10 protein-coding genes, 1 tRNA gene and 2 pseudogenes are annotated in these 24,511 nt (G+C 52.7%); 8 read left to right on the top strand and 5 right to left on the bottom strand.

Annotated elements, in window-relative coordinates; translation table 11 throughout:
* Positions 1-197 precede the first annotated feature (197 nt).
* From AC2FIC_RS12265 to AC2FIC_RS12280, 4 genes are all read right to left on the bottom strand, one after another.
* Positions 198-287: transfer RNA gene (locus AC2FIC_RS12265), tRNA-Ser, on the bottom strand.
* 952 nt (positions 288-1,239) lie between these two features.
* Positions 1,240-1,716 (bottom strand): P27 family phage terminase small subunit, encoded by a 477-nt coding sequence (locus AC2FIC_RS12270; RefSeq protein ID WP_496691884.1) that lies wholly within the window; start codon positions 1,714-1,716, stop codon positions 1,240-1,242.
* A gap of 674 nt (positions 1,717-2,390) precedes the next feature.
* A complete protein-coding gene (locus AC2FIC_RS12275) occupies positions 2,391-3,095 on the bottom strand; it encodes a hypothetical protein (protein ID WP_282021682.1) in 705 nt (234 codons plus the stop codon).
* A gap of 504 nt (positions 3,096-3,599) precedes the next feature.
* Positions 3,600-4,361: a BRO-N domain-containing protein gene (locus AC2FIC_RS12280; RefSeq protein ID WP_282021683.1), complete on the bottom strand. Its 762-nt coding sequence runs from the start codon at positions 4,359-4,361 to the stop codon at positions 3,600-3,602.
* A gap of 1,175 nt (positions 4,362-5,536) precedes the next feature.
* Between AC2FIC_RS12280 and AC2FIC_RS12285 the strand changes: the two genes are divergently transcribed.
* Positions 5,537-6,922: an IS1182 family transposase gene (locus tag AC2FIC_RS12285; protein ID WP_496691885.1), complete on the top strand. Its 1,386-nt coding sequence runs from the start codon at positions 5,537-5,539 to the stop codon at positions 6,920-6,922.
* A gap of 171 nt (positions 6,923-7,093) precedes the next feature.
* Here AC2FIC_RS12285 and AC2FIC_RS12290 read toward each other — a convergent pair.
* Positions 7,094-7,923: pseudogene (locus tag AC2FIC_RS12290) on the bottom strand (IS5 family transposase).
* Positions 7,924-7,983: 60 nt separating this feature from the next.
* On the opposite strand from AC2FIC_RS12290, the pseudogene AC2FIC_RS12295 reads away from it, so the two are divergent.
* The 7 genes and pseudogenes from AC2FIC_RS12295 to AC2FIC_RS12325 all read left to right on the top strand — a co-directional run.
* A pseudogene (locus AC2FIC_RS12295) lies at positions 7,984-8,169 on the top strand (DDE-type integrase/transposase/recombinase); the annotation flags it as partial.
* Positions 8,170-8,428: 259 nt separating this feature from the next.
* A protein-coding gene (locus tag AC2FIC_RS12300; RefSeq protein ID WP_496693060.1) for an IS5 family transposase occupies positions 8,429-9,186 on the top strand; the annotation gives its coding sequence in 2 pieces (ribosomal slippage) (positions 8,429-8,765 and positions 8,765-9,186; 759 coding nt in all).
* 230 nt (positions 9,187-9,416) lie between these two features.
* Positions 9,417-11,444, top strand: coding sequence for a galactosyltransferase-related protein (locus tag AC2FIC_RS12305; protein ID WP_496693061.1), 2,028 nt, complete (start codon positions 9,417-9,419; stop codon positions 11,442-11,444).
* A gap of 81 nt (positions 11,445-11,525) precedes the next feature.
* Positions 11,526-12,329 (top strand): hypothetical protein, encoded by an 804-nt coding sequence (locus AC2FIC_RS12310; protein WP_282021687.1) that lies wholly within the window; start codon positions 11,526-11,528, stop codon positions 12,327-12,329.
* Between the two features lie 84 nt (positions 12,330-12,413).
* Positions 12,414-13,193 (top strand): sulfotransferase family protein, encoded by a 780-nt coding sequence (locus AC2FIC_RS12315; protein ID WP_282021688.1) that lies wholly within the window; start codon positions 12,414-12,416, stop codon positions 13,191-13,193.
* A gap of 258 nt (positions 13,194-13,451) precedes the next feature.
* The gene (locus AC2FIC_RS12320) at positions 13,452-14,036 is read left to right on the top strand and encodes a hypothetical protein (RefSeq protein WP_496693062.1); all 585 of its coding nucleotides are present in this window, start codon (positions 13,452-13,454) and stop codon (positions 14,034-14,036) included.
* A gap of 2,276 nt (positions 14,037-16,312) precedes the next feature.
* The coding region (locus AC2FIC_RS12325) for an SPM autocatalytic domain-containing protein (protein ID WP_496870176.1) at positions 16,313-24,511 on the top strand (8,199 nt) is incomplete at its 3' end.

A 24,511-nucleotide genomic window follows, 5' to 3' on the forward strand; every position in this document is an offset into this window, starting at 1 on the left:
ACAATCCAGGCACCAATGGTCGATTACGAGAGCAAGCTTCGCACCCACCGCGTCCCGCGTGTATTTCGAAGGGCCGGGTCATTGAGTGCTGGAAACGAAACCCCTAACCTTCCGATCACGTTATTTCTTGGCGTATGTGGGGGATAAAGCCTTCAAAACGTGTAAGCCATCACAAAAAACATCATACGAAGATTTGGTGGCGGAGACGAAGGGATTCGAACCCTCGAGACCCTTCCGGGCCTACTCCCTTAGCAGGGGAGCGCCTTCGACCACTCGGCCACGTCTCCGCTGGCCGGTGTATTCGATAAGCGCCAAGAAATACAAGGGTTTTTGAGTAAAAAAGTATAAAAACCTAATGTCACAAAATTCTGTGAAATTCATTGATATTCTGTGACGTTTAGAGCACTTGCACCACACTTTGGTGCAAAACTGGTGCAAGCGTTCCCTACCCGTTCCGCCCGGGGATCACACGAAAAAGACCTTGCGGAGCGTCGCCGCCAGATCCTCCGGAGATCTGGACCCGTGATGTCGCGACGCCCTTCCCTCCTCATCTTCCGCATTGAAAAAGCGCAGCCTTCGAGGACCAACTCCAGCATAGTGATTCCAGGGACACATCCCGATCTTTCGCTTGATCCGAGATGATCTACACCAACATCTGATAACAAAGGGCGCTGCGTGTCAGTTCGATGGGACCACCATCGCTTTGCGCATCAATCCAAGTCTGGTGCTTTATTGCCCCCAAGACTGATTGCGCCTACTGCAGAAATGTAGGTGTGCAATCCTAGCGCTTGCCCGCATCTGCTTGGCGGTCTTGCCCTCCCAGGCGAGATAACCCTCGGTCAGAATAGGGCCGCTAGCTGGGCTGTTGCCGTGACTTGACCGTCCTGGTCATAGCTGCAACGAACGCGACGGCGGTCCCACTTTTCGGGATCCAGATGATCCTCGGAACATTTTCAGCCGAACAGTGCACCTACACAGAACGCCAGAAACGGAAGCAACCTGAACGGCCGCCTCTCAAACGTGCACTGTTTAGAAAGCACATCTTCGGAAAGAACCCGATCGCGTGATGCGCCGCATTCAGATGCCAGACCAGACCTCGCGCTGGTCCCTAATCGAGGTTGCGCGGATGTCGAGCGGCGACGGCGCGGATTTTAGGACCTGCCACCACCTCACCGGCTACCACTTCCTGCGCCCATGCCGTGACCGGATCCTCTTGCGGAGGGATCCGCGTCGCGTCGCTCATGTGAAATAGTTCTCCGCTGCTGGATCCGGGAAGTTAAAGCCCATCTGACCGCCGCCTGTCAGGCTGCGCTCGGTTTGCGGCGTCATGCCGTACTCACCGGCTAAAGTGCGGATCTGACGAAAGGTTTCATTGACCTGGGCAACTTCGGGCTTTGCTTTTTCCTGTATGCCATCCCGGGTTTTTGTGGTGTAGGTTTCACTATCCTCGATAGCGATCAAAAGTTTTTCGTGCCGCGCAACCGCCCGCACGAGCTGGTGAAACATAAAAATATTTGCCTCATTCAACCGATCCCGGGTCGGGTGGCACAAAGGCAGCGCAAGGCGGCGATAGATCTCGCGGTGAGCAGGGTTTAGATCCTCAGGCTCAAGCGAAAGCATCCGCTCGCGCCCGCGCTCATCAAGATTGAATTGGTCAACAACATCCTCCCGCATGGGAACGACAGCGCCGCCCCCTTCGGGCTTACGGCCTTTCATCAAATCACCTCTCAGAGTGGAGAACTCTATTCAATTCCCGTGTGTTACACAGAAAGGCTCCCTCTCCGGTCCCAAGCGTTGAGCCTTTTGTTTTTCACCCTCCCCCCCCCCTGAAAAATTTTCAGGACGGAGGCATAACCTCTATTGGTTGGCCGGGTGCCATGGATCTATAGGCCAGCCATTCGCACCGCGCCGCTCCGAGTAACCTTTAATCTCCTCGATCTGCTTATCCCGATCATGATGATCAGGGCAGAGCGATTGCAGATTGTCAGGATCATAGAACAAGGCTCGTCTCCACGATGGGGGATCTTATGATCCGCAACCAGATTGCGGCGACGCGGGTCCGTCTGAGGGGTGCCATCACCCTTGAGGCTTCCATCATTCGTCCTGTCAAGCATCTGGCAGGTTGCTCAAAGCGGCTCGCGCTCTTTCTGCGCCCTTGCGAGACGCAACTAAGAGGCGGTCTTGTAAAGCCGCCGCCATGGCCGAGGATCTTTCGCCGTGTTCCGGCCTCGCAATCGCTGAAACTTTTGGGAAAGTTGGCCGGGCGGATGACCAAGATGAAGGAGCTGAGACAAGAGCCGCCCGGCCGGGTCATTTCGACCATGCCGAATCCGGTACGTGAGAGAGGTCCGATCTGTCAAACTTTTCGCGACAAAGCGGTCCTAACTCGATCAGAGCCGCGCTGAATAGCCGAGCTTGTCGCCGATCCGCTGAAGCATTTGCTCGGCGGATTCGGTGAGTTGGTCCCGGTGCTTTGACTGCACCGACCACCCAAACCGACGCAGGATCTCGGCCATCGAAAGCCCCTCGATCAGGATCGCGTTGAGCAACGCGACGGCGGTGATCGGATCCCGCTCATTGCCGCGACGGGGCAACAGAACAACATGAGGCTTTGATCGGACAAACGACCGGCGCGCAAGATCCCATTTCCATCGGTTCGCAACACCATGCACCAACCGCACAAGGGTCACGTCCTGGACGCGCGACGTCACGCCGCCGTCACTGACAACGCCAGACCCGCCCGAGACCTCGGCCTCGGCGGAGAGCGTCACGCTCTTCAAGCTGCCGATCCGCTCGACCGCGCCGAGATAGGCCATCGCCACCAGATAGCGGCCGTCATTGGGATTGAACCGCGACAGGAAGGCAGGCGCTCGACGCTTGGCCGTTTTCTGCCCCAGCTCAATCATCACCTCCAGCGCTCCCGGCATCCAGTCATTTATCTCGACCAAAGCCACAGGATCAGAGGCGATGCTCGGAGACGGCCGCTCGCCATCACCTTTGCCGACAGCTTGACGCCGCTCGGCCGCAACAGCAATCAGATCAAGATTAAGCGCCGCAACCAAAGAGGCCGGGGTTGAATAGGTTGTATGGTGCATCTCAAATCCCTCATGTCGTTACCGGACAAGAGAATATCACAATATATTGTTATTTCTACAGTGAGATATTCCCCGCTAGCGACTGACTTACTCCCATTCAGGGAACAATCAGGGACTAGAGAGGGACTGACATGAAACGCTAAGTGATTGAAAACAAACAGTCTAGCGCAAGTTAGGGATTACAGGGACCAAGAACCTCACATTACGCGCGAGGGCGGATCGGGCCGCACCCCCTACCCTGTGCAAAAGCAAAAGAAGTTCTGGATTTCAGTCCCTCCGGTCCCTGATATCGCGCAACAGATTGAAACCTTGAGATAATTCTCTCGAAAGTATCGCAAAATAAATCCCTATCTCGGTCCCGAACAGGGATCCAGATAATCCCAACGCTGACTATTTTTTGCAGAGGGGTGCGGGGAGCAGGGGGCGTGGCCTCGGCCCGGCCACGATCAGGCCGCCGCCCCGCTCCCTTGCGAGGCACGTCGGCACCCCTCCCCGGAAATTGCATCATTGGCGCAGATTGACACCGCAATACCCCGTATCTGACCGCTTGTGGTGCCAGAACCGTGCCCCGGTGCCTGGCTCTCGATAGGTGGCGGACATAGCACGCAAAGCGTTCGAAGCAGTGCGCAGCCCGATGCGTGGAAGATCACGCGCCTCTATATAGGAAAATAGCGCCGCCAATAACTCACGTGACCGCGTAAAATCCCCATGCGATCCTGTGATTTCGCATTTATCTTTCAAAAACAACAATAAAGCGGTGTCGGACATGTCATCGGGACTAGCTTCAGGGTTATGAAGATCTAACAAACCGCTATTGATCCAGAAACTGCGGGCAGCAGCGCGGCCCCAAGTCAATCGGATCTCGCGACAAATCTCAAGCGCCTGATGGAGTGTGTCCGAATGCACAGGTGTATGGCGCAGCGCAGCCGGGCTATATTGGCCCGATTGGCGGATTGCTGGCAGCACCTCTCCCGTGACCCATTTTCGGAAGCGATGCGGCTGAGTGCCTGGGCTCACAGCATCTCGACTTCTCAAGAGCAAACAAAAGAGACCGGATTCGGAAACGGTAGAGACCTCCTGATTTCCGCCAGGGGTGTATGTTGAACATACACCCCTTTCATCTTCATCCAGCCGTCCAATTGCTTGAGCAATATTCTGAATACCCAAAGCTCGACACACGTCCGCCGCAATGAACCACGGCTCTCCATCCCGTTCAACCACCCGAAACAGGCGACCCTCGAAGGCGAAGTTAGCGAGCCCTCTCATGATGGATTTACCTGAAATTCAAGTATTTTGGACTGAACGTCTGGCTGAATTTTCATGATATCCAACCACAAATCGCCAGATCGTTCGTGGACCTCAGAAAGAGCACGCTCCAATAGGCACGACATTCCTTCGATCATATTAAGTAGGTTAGAAAGAGGAAGATTACCGTCATTCATAGCCAGATGATGTATAGCGCGCGCCTGAGAATGGGCGTTTGAAAGCAATTCGGTTAAAGTCTCTGTTGAATCGATCGGTTTTGTTGTGCAGCACATATGCAATCTCCTAAAGTCAGCATTCCCAACCGACCGCAAAAGGCACAACCCTTGGCGGCCAGACGAACAATGTTGAGACTACCGCTCGTAGGAAGCGGCCCGCGACAAAGCGGCCCTGAACGCCTGACCATAAAGAAAGCCGCAACAAACGGTGCGGCTTTAGGCACCTACGAGTAAACGGGGTCTCAATCCCGGCGACGTTTCTTTGACGACGCAAAAAAATGTCAGTCCACTGACTTTAGCAAGGCAAGAAATTTTGCTTCGCATCGGCGTTGACTAAAGGAATCTCAAATTTAATTTTTTTGATTAGGTGCAGCAATATTCCCAAGGTGTCGCCATCTCTCCCAGCCGAAGGTCATTCACGACTTCCCGTATTCACAACGAATGTGATACCCTGCCCAACTTGAGCGCCTTTAACAAAACCAAGTGATCCAGTGAAAAAATATGAACCTAGACTGGACATCGTCCGGCAAAACCTACGCGTTGCATTCGCTTTAAAAAGAACGTCGGCCGCAGAAGTAGGCCAAAAAGCTGGACTCGGCGTCAACACGCTAGGAACGTTTGTAAACGGTGATGGGTCCATCAGCTACACAAACCTATTGCGTGTCTGTGATGTACTCCGGATTCCGATCGGGATCCTGCATGTTTCTGGATCAGTCACTCCTGGCAGACTGGAACTGCATTGTGCGTTAGATGAATTGACAACTGATCAGCTAACGGAACTGCTGCTCCAAAAGAACCAATCAGAAAATTAGACACTTGAGCACATAGCAACTTCACTAGTCATGACCCCACCAGATACTGTATTATTGCGATGATCATGCCATATTCTGTTGAAAAACTCTGTCTTGATCGAATGCCATCCTGCTGATTCAATTCTCCTATTGAAAGGGAGATTGGATGATGATGGGACCAAGACAGGAAGCTCAGGCCGCACTGTTCTATGAGTTCTCGTTAGAGGACCACGTTCCCCAAGATCACCTGCTGCGGTCGATTGACCGATTTGTTGACCTGGATAGTATCCGCAGTCATTTGGCGGATTTTTACAGCCATACAGGTCGCCCTTCCGTCGATCCCGAGTTGCTGATCCGCATGCTGCTTGTGGGGTATTGCTTTGGCATCCGGTCGGAACGGCGGTTGTGCGAGGAAGTGCACTTGAACCTTGCATATCGTTGGTTTTGTCGCCTCGATCTGACTGATCGAGTGCCGGATCACTCGACCTTTTCCAAGAACCGCCATGGTCGGTTCCGTGAGAGTGAACTCTTGCGGCACGTGTTCGAAACGACAGTTGCACGGTGCATTGCAGAAGGTTTGGTCAGCGGCCAGCGTATGGCGATTGATGCCAGCTTGATTGAGGCGGAGGCGACCAAGCAATATTCAGCATCACAGGAAGAATGGGATGCTGCACGGATCGATGCCAAGACCGCACCGCGTGCTGTTCGGGAATATCTGGAAACTCTGGATGAGGCTGCGTTTGGTGCTGCATCGCCGGTCAAGCCTAAGTTCATTTCATATTCGGACCCAGCTAGCCAATGGACAGCGGCGCACAAGGCGCCAGCATTCTTTGCGTATTCCGATAACTACCTCATCGATACAGATCACAGCGTGATTGTGGATGTCGAAGCGACCAGATCCATCCGGCAAGCCGAATTCGGATCGACAAAGACGATGCTGGACCGGGTTAAAAGGCGTTTCGATCTTCACCCTGAAAGGCTGATTGCAGACACGGCCTACGGATCTGGCCCGATGTTGGGATGGCTCGTTGATCGCAACATCAAACCACACATTCCCGTGCTGGATAAAGCTGGTCGCACAGACGGGACATGGTCCCGCACCGACTTTGAATGGGACCCTGAGAACAACCAATACATCTGCCCCGAAGGTGAGCCGCTCAAACAGTTCCGGCGCAATTATTCTGACCCGAACCGTAAACCCACAGGCAAGGGCGTTGCCAAGTACCAGGCTCTGAAACACACCTGCCAAGCCTGTCCATCGAAGATGATGTGTTGTCCGAAAGCAGATGCACGCAAGATCACCCGCGAAGAACATGAAAATGCCCGACAGGTTGCCCGTGATATTGCCAAGACAAAGCAATATGCGATCTCGATGCGACTGCGAAAGAAGGTGGAAATGCTCTTCGCGCATCTGAAACGCATCCTCGGATTGGGACGATTGCGATTACGCGGTCCATGCGGCGCGAACGATGAATTCCTGCTCGCCGCAACCGACCAAAACCTCCGCAAACTAGCCAAGATCTTTCCTGCACCGCAGCAAACGTGCAAAGCATGATCAGAAAGGCGCTTGCGCTTCGTTTGAACACAACTTTCTGCGCCAGCAACACGTTGTTTTTCAACAGAATCGGCGGAAATCGGACTTTCGCTGCGCTTGCAACATCGAGCACGACAGATGGCAGCAATGCGCAGGAAAGCGGACTTTGCAAAGTTTTCAGGTCAGTCTAGGTCATGTTGACAAATGGCGGATCCAGAGGCGGATCGAAATGATATCTGCGAAGCCAAGGAAGCTTTCGGCTGTCTTATCATAGCGGGTTGCCACACGCCGAGCATTCTTCAGTTTGTTGAAGCATCTCTCGGCCAGGTTCCTCAGCCGGTAGAGATGCCAATCCAAACCAACGCGCCTCTTTCGGGACTTTCGCATTGGGATCACCGGTCGAATGCTTCGGTTTTGCAGTTCGGCGCGAATACGGTCGGCGTCGTAACCTTTGTCAGCTAGCAGCACGACTGGCTCTGGCAGGTTGTCGTGCATGACCCGATCAAATCCAAGATAGTCCGATGTCTGGCCGGGTGTGATGTCCGTTCTCATCGGCAGCCCAGCGGCATTTACCCGGAGGTGGGTCTTGGTCGTGAAGCCGCCTTTTGAGCGGCCAAAACCCTGTTGCGGAGTCCCCCTTTTGCGACCGCTGCCTCCCTCTCGGGACATTGCTGGCGCAATGCCCTGCCGGGCAATGGATGATGGGCACGAACCACTGTACTGTCGACCATTTGAAGAGCGTCAGGAACGATCTTGCTCCCGGTCAAGGCTTCCAGAATCTGTTCCCAGAGCCCCGCGAGAGTCCAGCGCCGGAACTGTCGGTAGACACTCGACCACTTCCCAAACTTCTCAGGCAAGTCTCGCCGCGGGGCACCTGTACACGCAATCCAGAAAACACCATCAAGAACAAGGCGATGATTGGTAGGTTTGCGCCCGTTCGGGGCACGGACCGAAAGGATGAACCGTTCAAAGAACGCCCACTCCTCGTCCGGCATTAGACTTCGTGCCAAGCTGGCCTCCATCGCAGATACCGGCTTGAATAACGATCAGAGGTCGCTGTGAATCCCTTTCATCAACACGACCTAACGATCAGGGTCAAGCGGAAGCTAAATTCCATCGATGTCATCGATGCTCTGACCGACTTGTTCATCCTGCGAGGCACACCGTCCTATATCCGTTCAGACAACGGCCCTGAGTTTGTTGCACGGGCCGTTCGGGACTGGATTGCCGCTTTCGGCGCCAGCACGGCATACATCGAACCGGGATCAACCAGCGATCACAGGTTGAAGCTCAAATCGGCAGATGGAAACAGGTTATAGGTGATGGCCTGCAAGCGCGTGATTTTGGCCGTCAAATCGCCGAAACGAAAGTAGCGGCAAAAGCGCTCAACCGCATGACAGGTCTCGGTCGTGCGATGTATGAGCGCGTCATCTGAAGTGATGGAGTAATGGGTAAACTCGCCTAGGGTCAAGACCCATTGATTTTTGTCCAGCGGCGTGATTCACGGTTTGAAAACGAGCGGTGAACATGTCTGATCTTTTCTGGCTTACGGACGCGCAGATGGCGCGTCTTGAACCCTTCTTCCCGAAGTCGCATGGCAAGCCCCGCGTCGATGACCAACGTGTGTTGAGTGGGATTATCTTTATTAATCGCAATGGGTTGAGATGGCGCGACGCCCCGTCGACCTATGGCCCGCACAAGACGCTCTATAACCGCTGGAAGCGGTGGAGCGACAAAGGCATCTTCGCCCAGATGATGGCAGGTCTGGCTGCCGAACACGGCGAAGAGAAGACCGTGATGATCGACGCCACCTACTTGAAGGCCCACCGTACCGCGACCAGTTTGGGCGTTAAAAAAGGGGGCGTGGACGCCTGATCGGCCGCACCAACGGCGGCATGAACACCAAGTTGCATGCCATCTGTGACAGCCGGGGGCGTCCACTCAACCTGTTCGTCACCGCCGGTCAGGTCAGCGATTACATCGGTGCACGAGCATTGCTGAGCAGCCTGCCGGACGTCGATTGGCTGCTCGGGGACCGCGGATATGATGCCGACTGGTTCAGGGAAGCATTGAAAGACAAAGGGATACGCGCCTGCATCCCTGGACGGAAGCAACGGAAAAAACTGGTAAAGTACGACAAGCGCCGCTACAAAAACCGCAACCGGATCGAGATCATGTTCGGCAGGTTGAAGGATTGGCGGCGTGTCGCAACGCGATACGACAGATGCCCGAAGGTCTTCCTGTCAGCCATCGCCCTCGCAGCACTCGTTATCTACTGGCTATGAGTCCTGACCCTAAGTCATGATCCATGCAACACAGCCTGACAGAACCAAACATAGTCTTGCAGGTGTATTGTAAAGCTCGCTAGAGTTCGATAGGTGCCAGCAAGAGCTTCGGGGTTGTGGGTTAGTTTGCAAGATCCGCAGTCGGGGCAGCTACAAAATTTACATAATGTCAAAATACCAATAAATGACATTCAGTGCGAATTTATGTTGGACTATGCGCGGAAAGCGAAATGAATACTTCAAAAATAAAATTGGATACTCTTCAGGCGTCTCTAAAGGATAAACCGTCAGACGCAAGAGCTGTCTTTCAAAGTATGGTTCGCACTCAACTGTCAAAAAGGAATTCTAAGTCCAGAGAAGATATTGCATCGACTTTTGTCGGACTACTTCAGCGCCCCGAACTACGAAATGAACTGCCAAGAGTGGCATCTTCTAACAAAGGATTTGTGACCAACTGCGGCGTTCAAAAGGGTGTTTCATTGGTTACATGCTGCATGAATAGAAACGCACATTTAACCGAAACGATTCCGACTTGGCTAGCCCATGATGAAGTCGACGAAGTTGTCATAGTTGATTGGTCTTCTACGTATCCGGTTTCTGTCACGTTGAGAGACGCTGGCATTGAAGATCCGAGGGTGCGAATAGTAAGAGTTGAAGACGAAGGGAGTTGGATACTTTCGCACGCTTACAACCTTGGATTTCGAGCGACCTCCAGGTCAATAATTCTCAAAGTAGACAGCGATGTGCTGCTCAGCTCGACATTTTTCGAAGAAAACGATTTAGCCGAAGAACTCTTGATTGCAGGAAACTGGACATCCGCAGCCGAAGGACAATCACATGTGAACGGGCTTTTTGCCGTTGGTCGAGATCAACTACTTGCCGTCAACGGTTTCAACGAACGGATTGTTACATACGGTTGGGATGACGATGATCTTTATGAACGCCTCACGCAATCGGGTGTTCCAAGGCAAGATGTAGCATCACAAACAATCCGCCATATCGATCATGAGGATATCGGACGTGTTGCACCTTCCCAGAAGGAGTTTTTGTGTGCATGGGATGAAATTGAGGCACTTCCCATATTCTGGATTAAATTGAACAAAATTCTGGCGACATCAGCATCCCCGTGGGACATCTCCACTCCTATGTCCAAGTTCAATTCGCTGACAGAAGCCAAGGCCATGACGACAGTACGGAGAAGCCAACCATTCGGCGTAAATCCATCTCTGATTGGATCACGAACCGAACGCGCAGAAGCCGCTATTCAAGCCCTGGAATCCAGATTGGGGTCGTCGGTTATTACCGCTCCGTTATCGTCTGTGGACGATGCATTGGCGACTCTGGATCTCAATGACGCAATTTGGTCTATTTCGTCAGACAATGAGAACCTGGTGTCGATACCGCAACCGCAAAAGCACATCAACTCCCGGCCAAAACTGATAATCGATGCGCAGCACGGTTTGGGAAACCGTTTGAGGGCAATTGGATCGGCTGCAGTTTACGCTGAAGCGACCTCACGCGAACTCGTCATTCGGTGGATACGGGATGAACACTGTGATTGTAATTTTTCCAGCTTATTCGAATTCGAAGGTGCAGTTGAAAGCGATCTAAATGAAAACTATGATAACGCCCTAAAGCTGGATTTGATGGACAAATCAGTCAGGCATTCTTTTTTATCAAAGCCTAAAATTCACAAGGCACAAGATGTCATTGTGAAGTCGGCGTACCGAATAATTGGCGACCACAAAACGATCGATCAAGAGAGGAAATTTCTCCGCGCTCTAAAGCCCGCTGTCCGAGTTCAAGAGCTTATTGATTCCGTACGGTCCCCGAATGATGTCTCAGTTCACATCCGAATGAGTGGGGGTGCTACGAAACGCCAGGAAGAAGATGTTCCCGGTGATTGGACAAAGTCCGAAGAGGAAATGATTAGGCGGGCCAGAGACAGGTCTCACTATGGATACTTTTTTAAGAGATTGGATTCTCTTTTAATGGAATCCAGCAGTCTCAGTATATTCCTCGCTTCAGACAACGCAGAGGCATATGAGACCTTCGTTTCAAAATACTCAGACAATGCGGTTTGGCTCCCTAGAACCGACTACAGCCGATCAGAGGATCAACTAGTTTACGGGCTTGCAGATATGCTGTTGCTTGCCCGCGCGCCCATATTGCTAGGCAGCAGTTGGAGTTCATTTACTGAAGTGGCCCATTATTTTTCTGTCAACCAAATGCTTGAGATTTCGGGAGTGGATTTTTGACCCTTCCAGGCGCGCGAAATACTTTCCCAAGGCAGCCAGATTCAGAATCCGAGCAGTGCCCTCTCCAGCCATGGTTTCCAAATGAGTGATGCAAAAGTAAGAGACATTGCCCTAGAGCAAGTTATGTCGATGCGGCCCGTTCGCTCGACTTCAGTTGTAATCATTGAAGGACACAAGCCTGTTGAATGGTCTGAGGCGTACCAAAAAGCAGGGTTTGCCAACGTTGCCATCGCAACATTTGATCAATTGGATGAAGTAGTTTCCCAACAAGGCGAATTTGATCCTTCACATAGAGTAATTCATGTAACTGCTGGAGTTCCAGCAGACTCACTATACGAAGCTCAGAGAAGTGTAGAAGCCATAGCAAAATACGCCAACTTTGTTGTTTTTACACCTAAACCGAATTCGTTTCAACTGAACGAAAGCCTGATGATTTCATGGCCAAGCTTTTGGGGAATTTTATTTCTCGTTGAGAATTTTTGTCTTTTCGACCCTATTCGACCCGCAGTCTGGAATGAAAGTTTCAGCGATTGGGATACAATGCAAAGCACCGTTGTTTTTGCTCGAAACAAAGAAATTCAAGCGGAAAATAATCTGTCAAGCCTTGTCGACTACGTGCATCCTTCAATAGTGGAAATGAACCTAAAAAAAATTGCGCGTTTGGAAGACATAATATTGAGAGGTTCATCAATACCGGTAAACGCTTCGCGAGATATCTACTTTTATTTGCCGAAGCGGTATAGAAGTAAGAAATATGAACTCAAGATTGTCAAAGAACAGCGTAAATGGTGGTTTGTCGCACTATGTTCACCTTGGCGTTTCTCCTATTGGAATGATCTTTGGAGGGTGCAGAGAAGAAGGAAGCGTTTGAATAATGTTAGCTGAAAACCGGAAGAAACGCATTAAATTTGAAGAGCCTTCACCCGCCTATAGGTTAATGTCATGCTAAGGAGCAAGCGGAAGGGTAGAATGAACTCAAGAGTTCATGAGAATTTTATTTACTTGGAAAGTAAAAAAATTGCTTTTGGCTATGTGCCGAAAGTTGCATGCACGAATTGGAAAATTGTTCTTCGAAGGCTAATGGGGCATGAAGACTTTAATCGAAAGGACATAGCGCACAATAGAGAGAAATCGGGGTTTCACTTTCTTGACAGAACAGTCAAAGAAGATTTCGAAGTGCTGAGCAACGAAGATGTCAAGAAAATAGCATTTGTTCGCGATCCATATTCTCGCATACTTTCGGCCTATTTGAACAAGTTTGATAGCATTAATAGACGAATAGATTCACCCAAAAGCAAAGACTATTTCGACTTAGTTTTCGATGATGTTATCAGGTTTGAAAGATTCGATAGGCCAAAAGGTTTCCGGGCCAGGATTGCAAATTACATCTACGCTCCGAATACGGTCAATTTTCTTACGTTCTTGGAATGGATTAAAGCGAAGAGGAAGGGATCGTTTTATGCAAACGATGAACACTGGACACCGCAGTGTGAAATTTTGCAGCATCCAACTGTTAAGATTGATTTTCTAGGTCGTTTCGAGAATATGGCCCACGACGCAAAAATCGCCTTACACCAAATGGGTGCAGATTTCGAATTTCCAACGCAAGCGGATGTCGGATTCAGCCCAACTAAAGCTGACGAAAAATTGAAGCGGTTTTATGCCAAGGAACACGTAGATTTGGTTAATGAACTTTTCTCCCGTGATTTTGATGTCTATGGTTACCCACGATGGGATGAGCGTGGCTGACACACTCGGTACTCTGTTATCTTTCTCTCGATGCCATTTGTCTTTGCCAGTGAAATTGTCAAAGCATTGCAAAAACTTGCTTGCTCGGTCTGCTATTGCTACAGAGTACCTAAAAATCGTGAAACTTAGGAGTGTCGGCGTGCCACTGGAATTGTATCGACCTAGTAGCATTTTTCCCGGTAAATCATGAGAGCTTTGCTGTCGAAGAATCTTGTCGCGTTGTCCAAACCAAGATGTGGGTCAACTAGTCTCCGTCGCATGATCGACCCTCACCTTGCCCCTGGGGATATTGCCGTTGATACTGCCGGGCAGCTTCCATCGCTGCATCCTCATATCACAGGTCCATTTCTTGCCCAATATCTGTGTGAACGGAGGCACGATGTTTCAAAGTTATCTTTCATAATTACAGTTCGTGATCCAATCGAGATGCTCTGGTCATATTGGAAATATTTCAAACCAGATATTTTGTGCCGATACACCTTCACAAATGGCTGGGATGCTTCAGCACCGCTTGATTTTGAAACGTGGGTATGTACTGGCAAGCTTGCTATACGAAAGGAATGGTTGGAGCTCGGGCCGAGCTGGATATCGGTGGAAAACCTTTCGCCACTTAGCCTAGAGGCGCGTGCCGCGGGTTCAAACGGGGAGTTGATGGTAGACCACATCTTTCGCTTGGAAAACGCAGCTGAACTAGCAAAGTTTTTATCCGAGGTCATCGGTACCAGAGTTTCAGAGGTTCGTACGAATGAATCATACGACAAGAATCTACCAAAATTGGGGTGCGAATCTCGAAATCATATAAGAAGTATGTTCCCTTTAGAATCCCAATATTACGGTGTTTAGCTTGTTCTTTTGGAACTTTGTTGAACAAAAATGCCGTAAGGGACTCACTGCTTGAATCCATCGTTAGGCGCGCAGTGGGGTATTGTGAAAACTCGGGAAGTAATGTTTCGGTCTCACGGCAGTAATCTCCATAGTTGATTGTAACGGTGGCTGCGTGAGCTGAGGGAGGCCTTCCCTGCCCGGCGGGCTGCGTTGCTTGAGCGGTTTGGGTTTGATTTTGATGCGCTGCTGAAGAAGGATTTTGAGGCGGAACGTACGGATGTCCAGATCGCACGGAAGCATGGGGTTAATGCCAAGTGGATATAGGAGCAGAGGCGCAAGTTGGGATATCTGGCTCATATGGGGCGCCGATCGAAGCATCCCTTAGATGAGGAGTTGGCTGAGGTCTTCGAAGGGGTGGGACGGAACCACTCCGAAGCGGCAAGGAAACTGGGGATGGATCGTGCGACGTTTACGCGGCGGTGGCGGGAGAGACGGGATCGGGCGTACAGACAGGCACTGAAGATCTGTCACTGAAGCGATTGATCACGCCGCCTAAAAGGTGTGAACTTACGGGGTGTAGCGGCACCATATTAGCAATGCAGCGCCCTGCGCTATCGCCCACAGGCTCCGGAAACGCACATCCCGATGGACCAGTGCCCGGCAATGCGACAACAATCAAACCGGACCACTCAAGTGGGGCTAATCATTGGATAGGGAACGAAAAACAAGTTGACAATAGTCAACTAGACAGAGAAATTCAGCCTCATACTACCGTGCAGGCTGAATCTCCCGCTGCATTGCACTATTGATGAGGATAGATAACAAAACTGTCGCTACAAAATGAAGATCAAAGCTTCTTTGCTCTATTTCGCGAGTTCTGCCATTTCAATTCGGTGCCTCTCAGGCTTTTGGCTGTAGCTAGCCCAGTCATTGTTTGGAAGTTTCTGCACCCCGAAAGCTACTACGATTCGAGTTACTCAAAGGTAGCTGATTTCTCGATTTATTTCGTTTTACCTATTGGGATTTGCGCCATGTTTTGGGAGTTCGCAAGGCACAAACGCAATTCAAACAAGTAACATAAAACACCAAATTAATTTGAGTAGGGAGGACACATGGATCCTGACGATTTTGGCTGGAGTCTGGGTGGCCAAACTGTTGAAAGCCTAATTAACGAGTACGCGCCAAGCCGTTTCAAACTCGGCGGTCCTTTTGCAAGTACGGCCGTAGGCGCCTACTCGAAATCCCGCGACGGAGCATATGACTTTCGTGATGCGATTGGAGATACTGGGGGGCTACTAGCATCTACGGCTGTAGCCGTGATTGCGGCTGGTGCGGTCGTTGCTGGCGCGCCGGTTGTCGCCACTGGGCTCATTGCATTTACGGGTACTACTGCGGCCGCTGTCGCAGGTGATCAAGCTGCTACAGCGATGTACGACATTGTTTCAGGCCATGCCGCTGCAATGCGCGGTCCGTTTACCGGAAATTTCAGCTACCAGTCCATAACCGCAGATGGCACTGTCAACCCGACAACATTCACACATATTCGCGACAAGTGGATTAGCGTTGGCGACACACACCAAAAAGTTCATGTGGTTCAAAAGCAGTCGCTTGGAGAAAAACCGCAGGAAATTTATGTCGGGTGGGGGGAACTCGATCAGTATAGGACTCACCTGCAAGGCGAACACAACAGGATTACTTCCGGGCACACCGATGCATCATCGTTTGGACTTCCCGATGGGGACTACCCAAAACCAAGCGGCGGTTCGACCGTATTTGAAAATCTCCCAGATGCACCGGCTTGGGGTGCTCCACCGGTCGACCGAAACCTCCCGGTCGATTATGATCCAGCTGTCGGAGGCCAACCTGGAGATCCGAGCTATCTTGCAGGGGCTACTCGCGTACCCGGGCCTGAAACCTATCCGAATTTTCCGTCACCGCCGACGAGACCGACTGACCCCGCACCGGATACTCAGTTTACCCTAGACACACCGCCGCCATCTTTTCCATCTGATTTTCGTCTGAGACATCCTGATGAGGCGCTACCGCTTGATCAACGCTATTCGTTTCCGCCAAGTGTTCTGTCGCCCCCACCACCTGTGCCAACTCCTATTGTTGCCCCGGTTTCGCCAATTATCGCGTTAACCCAGGGACAATCGAAAGGGATCGATATAAATTCGTTAAGCTACAATGATGATGCGCCTAAACAAGTGTATTCCGAAACAAGGTTGCGCGATGGGACCGTAGTCAGAAAACCTGTTTATAGCTTCAATGAAGAGACTGGGGAACCTAGCCCAGTGACATCAGATTCTCACGCAGGCAACTTTGGCCGAAGCGGGCACAATTCTGGCACAGGCCTGTCTGGTGAAGACCATCCCATCCTCCTCGACCTGGATGGCACTGGCGTCGAACTCACCGAGCTTTCGAACTCGACGGTATTTGTTGACTCCTCTGGCGATGGTCTGTTGAACCGGACGGCTTGGGCTGCGGCTGGGAATGGGGTTTTGTTTTATGACGCGGACGGGGATGGGGTGATCTCTGAGGCGCGGGAGTATATCTTTACCGAATGGGATCCGACAGCGACGAGCGATATTGAGGCGCTGCGGTCGGTGTTTGACAGTAATGGCGATGGGGTCTTTGACGCCAATGACGATGCCTGGGCGGACTTCAAGGTTCTGGTCACCAATGCGGACGGTTCGCTGGAGGCGAAGACGTTGGACGAGCTGGGGATCACCTCGATTGATCTGACCGCGGATGCAACCAATATCGAATTGCCCGATGGCTCGGTCATTACCGGCCAGACGACGTTCACCTATGCCGATGGCAGCACCGGGACGGTGGCGGATACGACGCTGGTCAGCGAGACCGCCAGCCATCGGATCGAAGAGAGCGAGAGCTTTGACGCGAATGGCACGCGCACCCATGTGCAGACGGGCTATGCGGCGGATGGCACGATTGCCTTTGTAGTAACCTCGGTAACGACTGCGGATGGGTCCTCGATCACCAACAGCTATGACACCAATGGTGACGGGGTGGTCGATCGGTTGCAGACCATCGTGACCGTGGCCAACCCCGATGGCAGCGAAAGTGAAACGGTCACCAATGTGCTGGGCGCGGACCTGGCCACGGGCATTCTGCTGAGCGAGACGAAGACCACCACCAGCGCTGATGGGACTACGGTGACCATCGAGCGGGATTCCACTGGCGGCGGCTGGTATGACCAGACCGAGATCCGCACAACTCATGCCGATGACAGCATGACCATCGTGACCACGGATCGCGATCCAAACGGAGGGGTGATCCGCAGCTCGACAGAAACGGTTTCGGCCGACGGGCTGGTGCGTACCGATGCGATTGACGAGGATGGCGATGGGATGGTGGATCTGACCATCACCCATAGCATCGTGATCAACGCAGATGACAGTCGCTCCGAGACCATTGAGTATTTCAACCAGGATGGCTCGCTGCGCAGCTCGGTGACTGAGAGTGTCTCGGCCGATGGACAGACCAAGACCATATCCCGCGATCTGGATGGCGATGGCGATGTGGATGTTCAGGAAGAGTTGGATATCAGCGTCAATGCCGATGGAACTACGGATTCCATACAAACCGTGAAGAATGGCGACGGCTCGGTGCGCAGCACAACCGCACATGGCCAGTCCGAGGATGCGCTGACGAAGTCGTCGTCGGTTGATCCGGATGGCGATGCCGATGTGGACCTCACCACGGTTGAGGCGACCACGATCCATGCCGATGGCAGCCGCGAGACTGAGACAACACAGACCAATACGGACGGGTCGGTGCGCAGCCAGCTGAAGGTGACACTGGGCAGTGATCTGGTCAGCTCCGAGACCTGGATTGATCACAACCAAGACGGCACGTTCCAGGCCACGGATCTCAGCCGGAGCGTCACGGTGGACGGCACAACGGGCGAACGGACGACAACCAGCTGGACCCGCAATGCGGATGGATCGTTCAGCGCGCAGTCGGTCTCGGTCTCTAGCGAGGATGGGTTGGTTGTGACGACTAGCCTCGATTCCGACGGGGATGGAGATATCGACCGGGTGGTGAGCGATGTCACGGTTGAAAACGCCGATGGCTCCTCGGCACGGACAGTCACTGCGCAGGCGCAGGATGGCTCTCTGATCAGTGAGGCAGAAACGTTCACCAGTGCGGACGGGCTGACTGTCACGACTTTCTCGGACGTGGACGGCGATGGCGCTCTGGATGGCAAATCTGTCTCGGTACGGACATCCAATGCGGATGGCAGCGTCACCATGACGGACAGCGCCTATGCGGGGGATGAGATAACACTGTTGGGCACCACCACCGTCACGCAAAGCGCGGATCGGCGCGATACAGTCACCTCAAGTGACAGAAATGGCGACGGGTCGGTGGATAGTGTTCTGCAGTCGGTAAAACATCTCGACGGCAGCATGACAGAGACCGTAACCCGCCACACTGCGGATGGTGGGACGATCTATCACCAGCAGACCGATGTCAGCGCAGACGGGCTGACCGCAACGGTGACGACAGATGTCGATGGCAATGGTGCTGCAGAGACAAAAGCGGAGCAGGTCACGGTCCTGAATGCTGATGGCGGACGTACAACAACCAGCACGGTTCGCAACGGCAATGACAGCCTGCGCAGCCAGTCAGCCACCACGGTCAGCGATGACGGGCTGGTGGTGACCAGCACTGAGGACAGCGATGGGGATGGCCGCTATGAGCGGGAGGTGACCTCGACCACCGAGCTGCGCGCCGATGGATCCCGGAAAACAACCGAGGATGTGCGGTCCGAAGACGGTACATTGCTGACGCGCGGTGAGACAATCCTCAGCGATGATGGGCTGACGGTTGAAACGCTGTCCGACACGGACGGGAATCAGGCAGCTGATATCGCAACAACGCAGGTCACAAACCTGAACGCGGATGGCAGCACCACGGTGACGGCGCAGGTCAAGGATGTGACCGGCCCAATGGCTGAGCTCCGCTCACAGGTCGTCACAACAACCAGCGATAACGGACGCAATGTGCTGCAGACCACAGACCAAGATGGCGACGGCGTGGTGGACACGCGCGTTCACCAGGTGATTGGTGATGATGGCGTTGTGTCGGTCACAGAAACCGAGTTGAACAATGACGGCTCGATCCAAAGCCAGATGGTATCGGTTACCAGTGACAACGGCTTGGAGACAACGACCAGGTACGACGCGGATGGGGATGGTGTCTTTGAGCGTGAAACGATTGGGACAACCACGCTGAACTCAGATGGATCAACTACCAGCGTGGTGACGCAGAGTGCGCCCGCTGGCAGTGTCTATAGAACAACCGAGGTCGAAACCTCTGCCGATGGCCGGACCACCACCACAAGCGAGGATTGGGACAATGATGGCGATGATGACCTCACCACAGTTCAGACCTATGACCTAAGCGCGACGGGGGTCGAGACCACCACGGTCACACAAACCGCAGCGGATGGCTCGACGCTGAACACCAGCACCAGCGTGATCAGCGCTGATAGCCGGACCGTCACGCAATCCGTGGATGCCGACGGAAACGGTGTGGATGACATGGTGGCTGTCACACAGGTCGATGACAGCGGAACCGCAACGACAAATACACAATACTTCTCGACCGGTGGCGGGCTTGAGGCCGCGACCACAACAACGGTCAGCGGCGATGGGCTGACCACCACTCTCTCAGTTGATCGCAATGGCGACGGCAAGGTGGATCGTGTCGTGACAGACACCACAGAGCTGTCCGAAAATGGTTCGGTCACACGAAGTGTCGAGCACCGCGATGGTCGGAATATCAACCTTGGCACCGAGATTTATACGACCAATGATGATGGGCTGTCTTCGACTTCGCAACTGGATCTCGATGGCGATGGGTTGTTCGACTATACAACGGACAGCACGACCACGTTTGATGCCAATGGCGATGTTGTCACGCGACACGTCACGGTCGACGAAACCTTCGATATCCAATCCGATATCAGGACAGTCACCAGCGGAAACGGTTTGGAGTCCCAAACCGAGATAGACTATTCCGGGGATGATGGCATCGACAGGCTGACGACAGTGCGGCTTGGTTCCGATGGCAGCATAACCGAGATGGTGTCAGAATTTGGCGCCGGTATCGAACTGGAGCGCTCTCACGTGCGCACTGTCAGTGCAGATGGTCTGACAGAAACCATTCTATCTGATCGGGACGGAGACGGTTTCCAGGAACGCGAGGCTGTTTCTGCTGTGGATGCAGACGGCACAACCACCACAACAATTCGCGAATTTTCCCGCAACACATCGCTCAACAGCGAGGTAGAGACGACAGTATCTGCCAATGGCATGCACCGATCGTTGGAAGTTGATGTGGATGGGGATGGCGATATCGACATCACCCGTACCACGGATGTGAGCTATGACGCGCAAGGTAATACGGTCACGACCTACACGGAAACCGGGATGGATGGTCAGACGACCTATCATGAGGTTCAAACCGCTTCCGCCGATGGCCTGACATCCTCGTCAAGCTTCGATCTGGACGGCGATGGCGTTGTTGATGGCACGACCCAACATCAAACCACGCTGCATGATGATGGCAGTCAAACGGTGACAAGCGAGACGCGCTACGCCGACGGTGAATTGCGATCCATGCAAAGCACTTCGACCAGTAGCGACGGGCGTTCGATCTCCCGGACGGAAGACTTCGATGGCAATGGCATTGCGGATCGGGTGACCGAGGTGGAAATCCGCGCAGATGGGGAACGTGTCGTGACCGAGCGTGCGTTCAACGAGGCGGGTTATGAGACCAATACGTTCGTCACCACCACCTCAGCGGATGGTTTGACACAGACCATTTTGAGAAACGGGAACGAGCAGACGATCACCCAATCTTCTCTCGGAAATGGCAGTTACACTTGGGACGACGGCGTAGCGGCAGGAATTGGCAAAACCCATGTCATAGTTTCTCATGAAGTTGATGCGCTCGGCGTTGAAACCTGGACGATTGAAAAGTCCTGGAAAGTAAACACGTCGAATGGCGTTCAGAATAGATCCTCTGCCAAAGAGGTTCGTCTGGACGCTTCCTCGAAAGCGCTTGTTCTGGAAGAGACCGCGCGCATTTTTGATACCGTATTGGACCGTGATGCTGACTTCACGGAGTTTGAAACCCTCATTGATTACGTAAGCGATGGCCATCTCGGCAAGATTAGCCTGACTCGCGCTTTGATCGAGTCCGCCGAATTCCAGACACGGTACGGGAACTTGACCGATGCCGAATTCGTAACGCAGATTTCCATGAACGCCTTAGGAAGAGCCCCGACTCTAGACGAGTTGAATGACGCCCTGCTGGAGTTAGACAGCGGAGCCACGACCAGAGAGGGCTTAGCTTGGGACGTGGCACAGTCAGCAGAGCACATTGCTGTCGGCAATGGGCATCTCTCAACCAACAACTTTGATGTGGTGCTGAACCCGGCCCAGTTCGAGCGCAGCCTGGACAAAGCTTATATTACCAATTTGATCAAGAGCATTGTGGATGTTGTCTATGATCGGGATGCGACCGAATACGAATTGGAGTATCTGTCCGAACGGCTTTTGGACGATGTAGATAATCCGGATGACATCGCCGCGAAATTGCTCGGGTATGAAGGTGGTATTCAAGGCGTTGCATCGAACAGTTTGTACGGCTTGTCCGGAGCTGAGTTTGTAAATCAGGCCTTCCTGAATGCATTCGGTCGCCTGCCGACGTCCGATGAGTTGCAATCCTGGTCAAAGAATCTCGACAACGGTCACCTGAGCAAAGCGCAGTTCATTGCGTCTCTGGCGCAGAGTATTGAACACCAAAGCGTTGGTAACGGCCACGCAGCCACAACGATCAGTTCGCCTGTGACCATGGATGGTACAAGTGCTGCAGAGACCTTGACCGGCGAAAATGACCAGAATGACGAAATTTTCGGGTTTGCTGGTGATGACACAATCAATGGGAAAAGCGGAAGTGACGTTCTTGTTGGTGGAGCCGGAGACGATGAACTCCGCGGCGGGAGCGACACCCTCGTTTCATCCAATGGCAATGACACCTATGTCTGGTCCAGGGGTGATGGGAACGACTTCATCAAGGATAAAGCCAGTTCTCTTGTAGAAGTGGACCGCTTGATCCTGACAGATGTAGACTCTACCGAAGTTGAACTCATCCGGGACCCCGCCGACAAGTCACTCTACATTGTTGTTCCGGGCTCTGGTGGCGACGAAACGATACGCGTCTGGCAACAGTTTGAAAGCATCACCAAAGGGTATGGAATTGAAGAGATTCACTTCGGTGACGGGGTTGTCTGGACAAAAGACGATATCATCGAAAATACATCCCTCACTGGTGACGCCGGAAACAACACGCTGAGCGGCGGTGGCAGTTTTGGCGAAAATATGTATGGCCTTGAAGGCAACGACACACTTGATGGCAATGCAGGTGATGATCATCTGCATGGTGGCCTCGGTGACGATACGCTCATGGGCAATGCAGGCAGCGACAGCTATTACTGGTCCAAAGGTGATGGGAATGATCGTATCGACGAGGCGGAGAAATCCTCGATCACAACCGAGGTTGACCAACTTGTGTTCTCGGATGTTGCCTCAACAGATGTGACCCTCACGCGTATCGGATCCACATCTCAGGATCTGGTGATCACGATCAATAGCACCGGCGAAGAAATCCGCGTCGATGATCAGTATTCGGCGGATCGCCAAGGTCGTGGCCTTGAGAAACTTGTGTTCAGCGACGGGGTCATTTGGACACTGGACGACATTATCAAGAACACGACGATGGACGGAACCTCCGGGAATGACACCTTGATTGGTGTGGCTGATGAGACCGACAATCTCTTTGGTTTGGAAGGGAATGACACGCTGGAAGGGCGTGGCGGTGACGACGTCCTGATCGGCGGTGCCGGCGATGATACATTGCGTGGCGGTGGAACTTCGGAGGTCAGCACAAATGGCGACGACACCTACATCTGGTCCAGGGGTGACGGAAATGACCAGTTGGTGGATAATGCGACCTCAAAGACGGAGACGGACCGCCTGATCTTGACGGATGTGGCCTCTTCCGAAGTCCGGCTGATCCGGGAGCAAAGCAGTGACAAGTTGAAGATTGTCATCTCCGGTCCAGGCGGCGATGAGATTATTGAGGTGTCCAAGCAGTTCAACAGCTCAGGCAAGTTTTTTGGTCTCGAGCTTATCGAGTTCAGCGACGGTATCGTGTGGACACGAGATGGTATCGTGTCCCGCACGGTTCTGGAAGGCACCGATAGCGGAGAAACGCTGACCGGAATTGGCAGCTACGACGACAATATCTTTGGATTTGGCGGAGCCGACACTATCTCCGGCGGTAATGGAGACGATCTTCTTGTCGGCGGTCTGGGTGCCGATACGCTGAAAGGTGATAGTGGCAACGACCTGTATCTTTGGTCCAAAGGCGATGGCAACGACGTGATCAATGACACGGCTACTTCCTTGCAGGATGTCGATACGCTCCGCCTGACGGATGTGAAATCAACCGAGGTTACTCTGACCAAAAACGGCAACGACCTCATGATTGATATCATTCCCACGGGGGAGAGTATTGAGGTCAACAATCGCTTCTATTCTGCTCAGGAAGGGCGTGGAATCGAATTCATCGAGTTTAGTGACGGTGTCAGAGTTGAAGTGCTCAACAGCGAGGTCGCTGAGATGATCGTTAGTGGAACTGCGTCGAATAACACGCTGAATGGTTGGGGGTTCAAGGATACGCTCTACGGGTTTGAGGGTGCTGATACTATTCAGGGCAAGCGCGGCGATGATGTTCTTGTCGGTGGCACCGGTGACGACATACTCCGGGGTGGCGATAGCACACATCAGGTTCACAACGGGAATGATACCTATGTGTGGTCGCGCGGAGATGGCAATGACTGGATTCAGGATTTTGCGACCACAACAGAGCAAGTGGATCGACTTGTTCTAACGGACGTTGCGTTTGGGGATGTTCGATTGGAAAGGGTCAACGGGGCTGATGCCCTAAAGGTCGTAATTTTCGGTGCAAATAGTGACGAGACACTATATGTTGCACGAAGGTTCGAGGACCCCGCCAAAGGCTACGGCGTTGAGGTGATCGAGTTCGCAGACGGCACGATCTGGACGCTGGACGACATCCTGGCCAACACGATTGTCGAAGGCAATGCCAACAACAACACACTGAACGGCACCGGCTATAGCGACAACCTTTATGGGTTGGATGGCAATGATACGCTGGTGGGCAAAGGTGGGGACGACACGCTCTCGGGTGGCACCGGAGACGATAGTTTGTATGGCGGCGGACAAGGCACCTTCACTGCGACAAACGGCAATGACACATTTGTCTGGTCGACCGGTGACGGAAAAGATTTGTTCTACGACTTTGCCAGCTCGAACTCAGAGACTGACCGCCTGATCCTGACGGATGTTAACCCGGCAGATGTCTCGCTGGTT

The organism is Ruegeria sp. CDSC079, assembly GCF_059610505.1.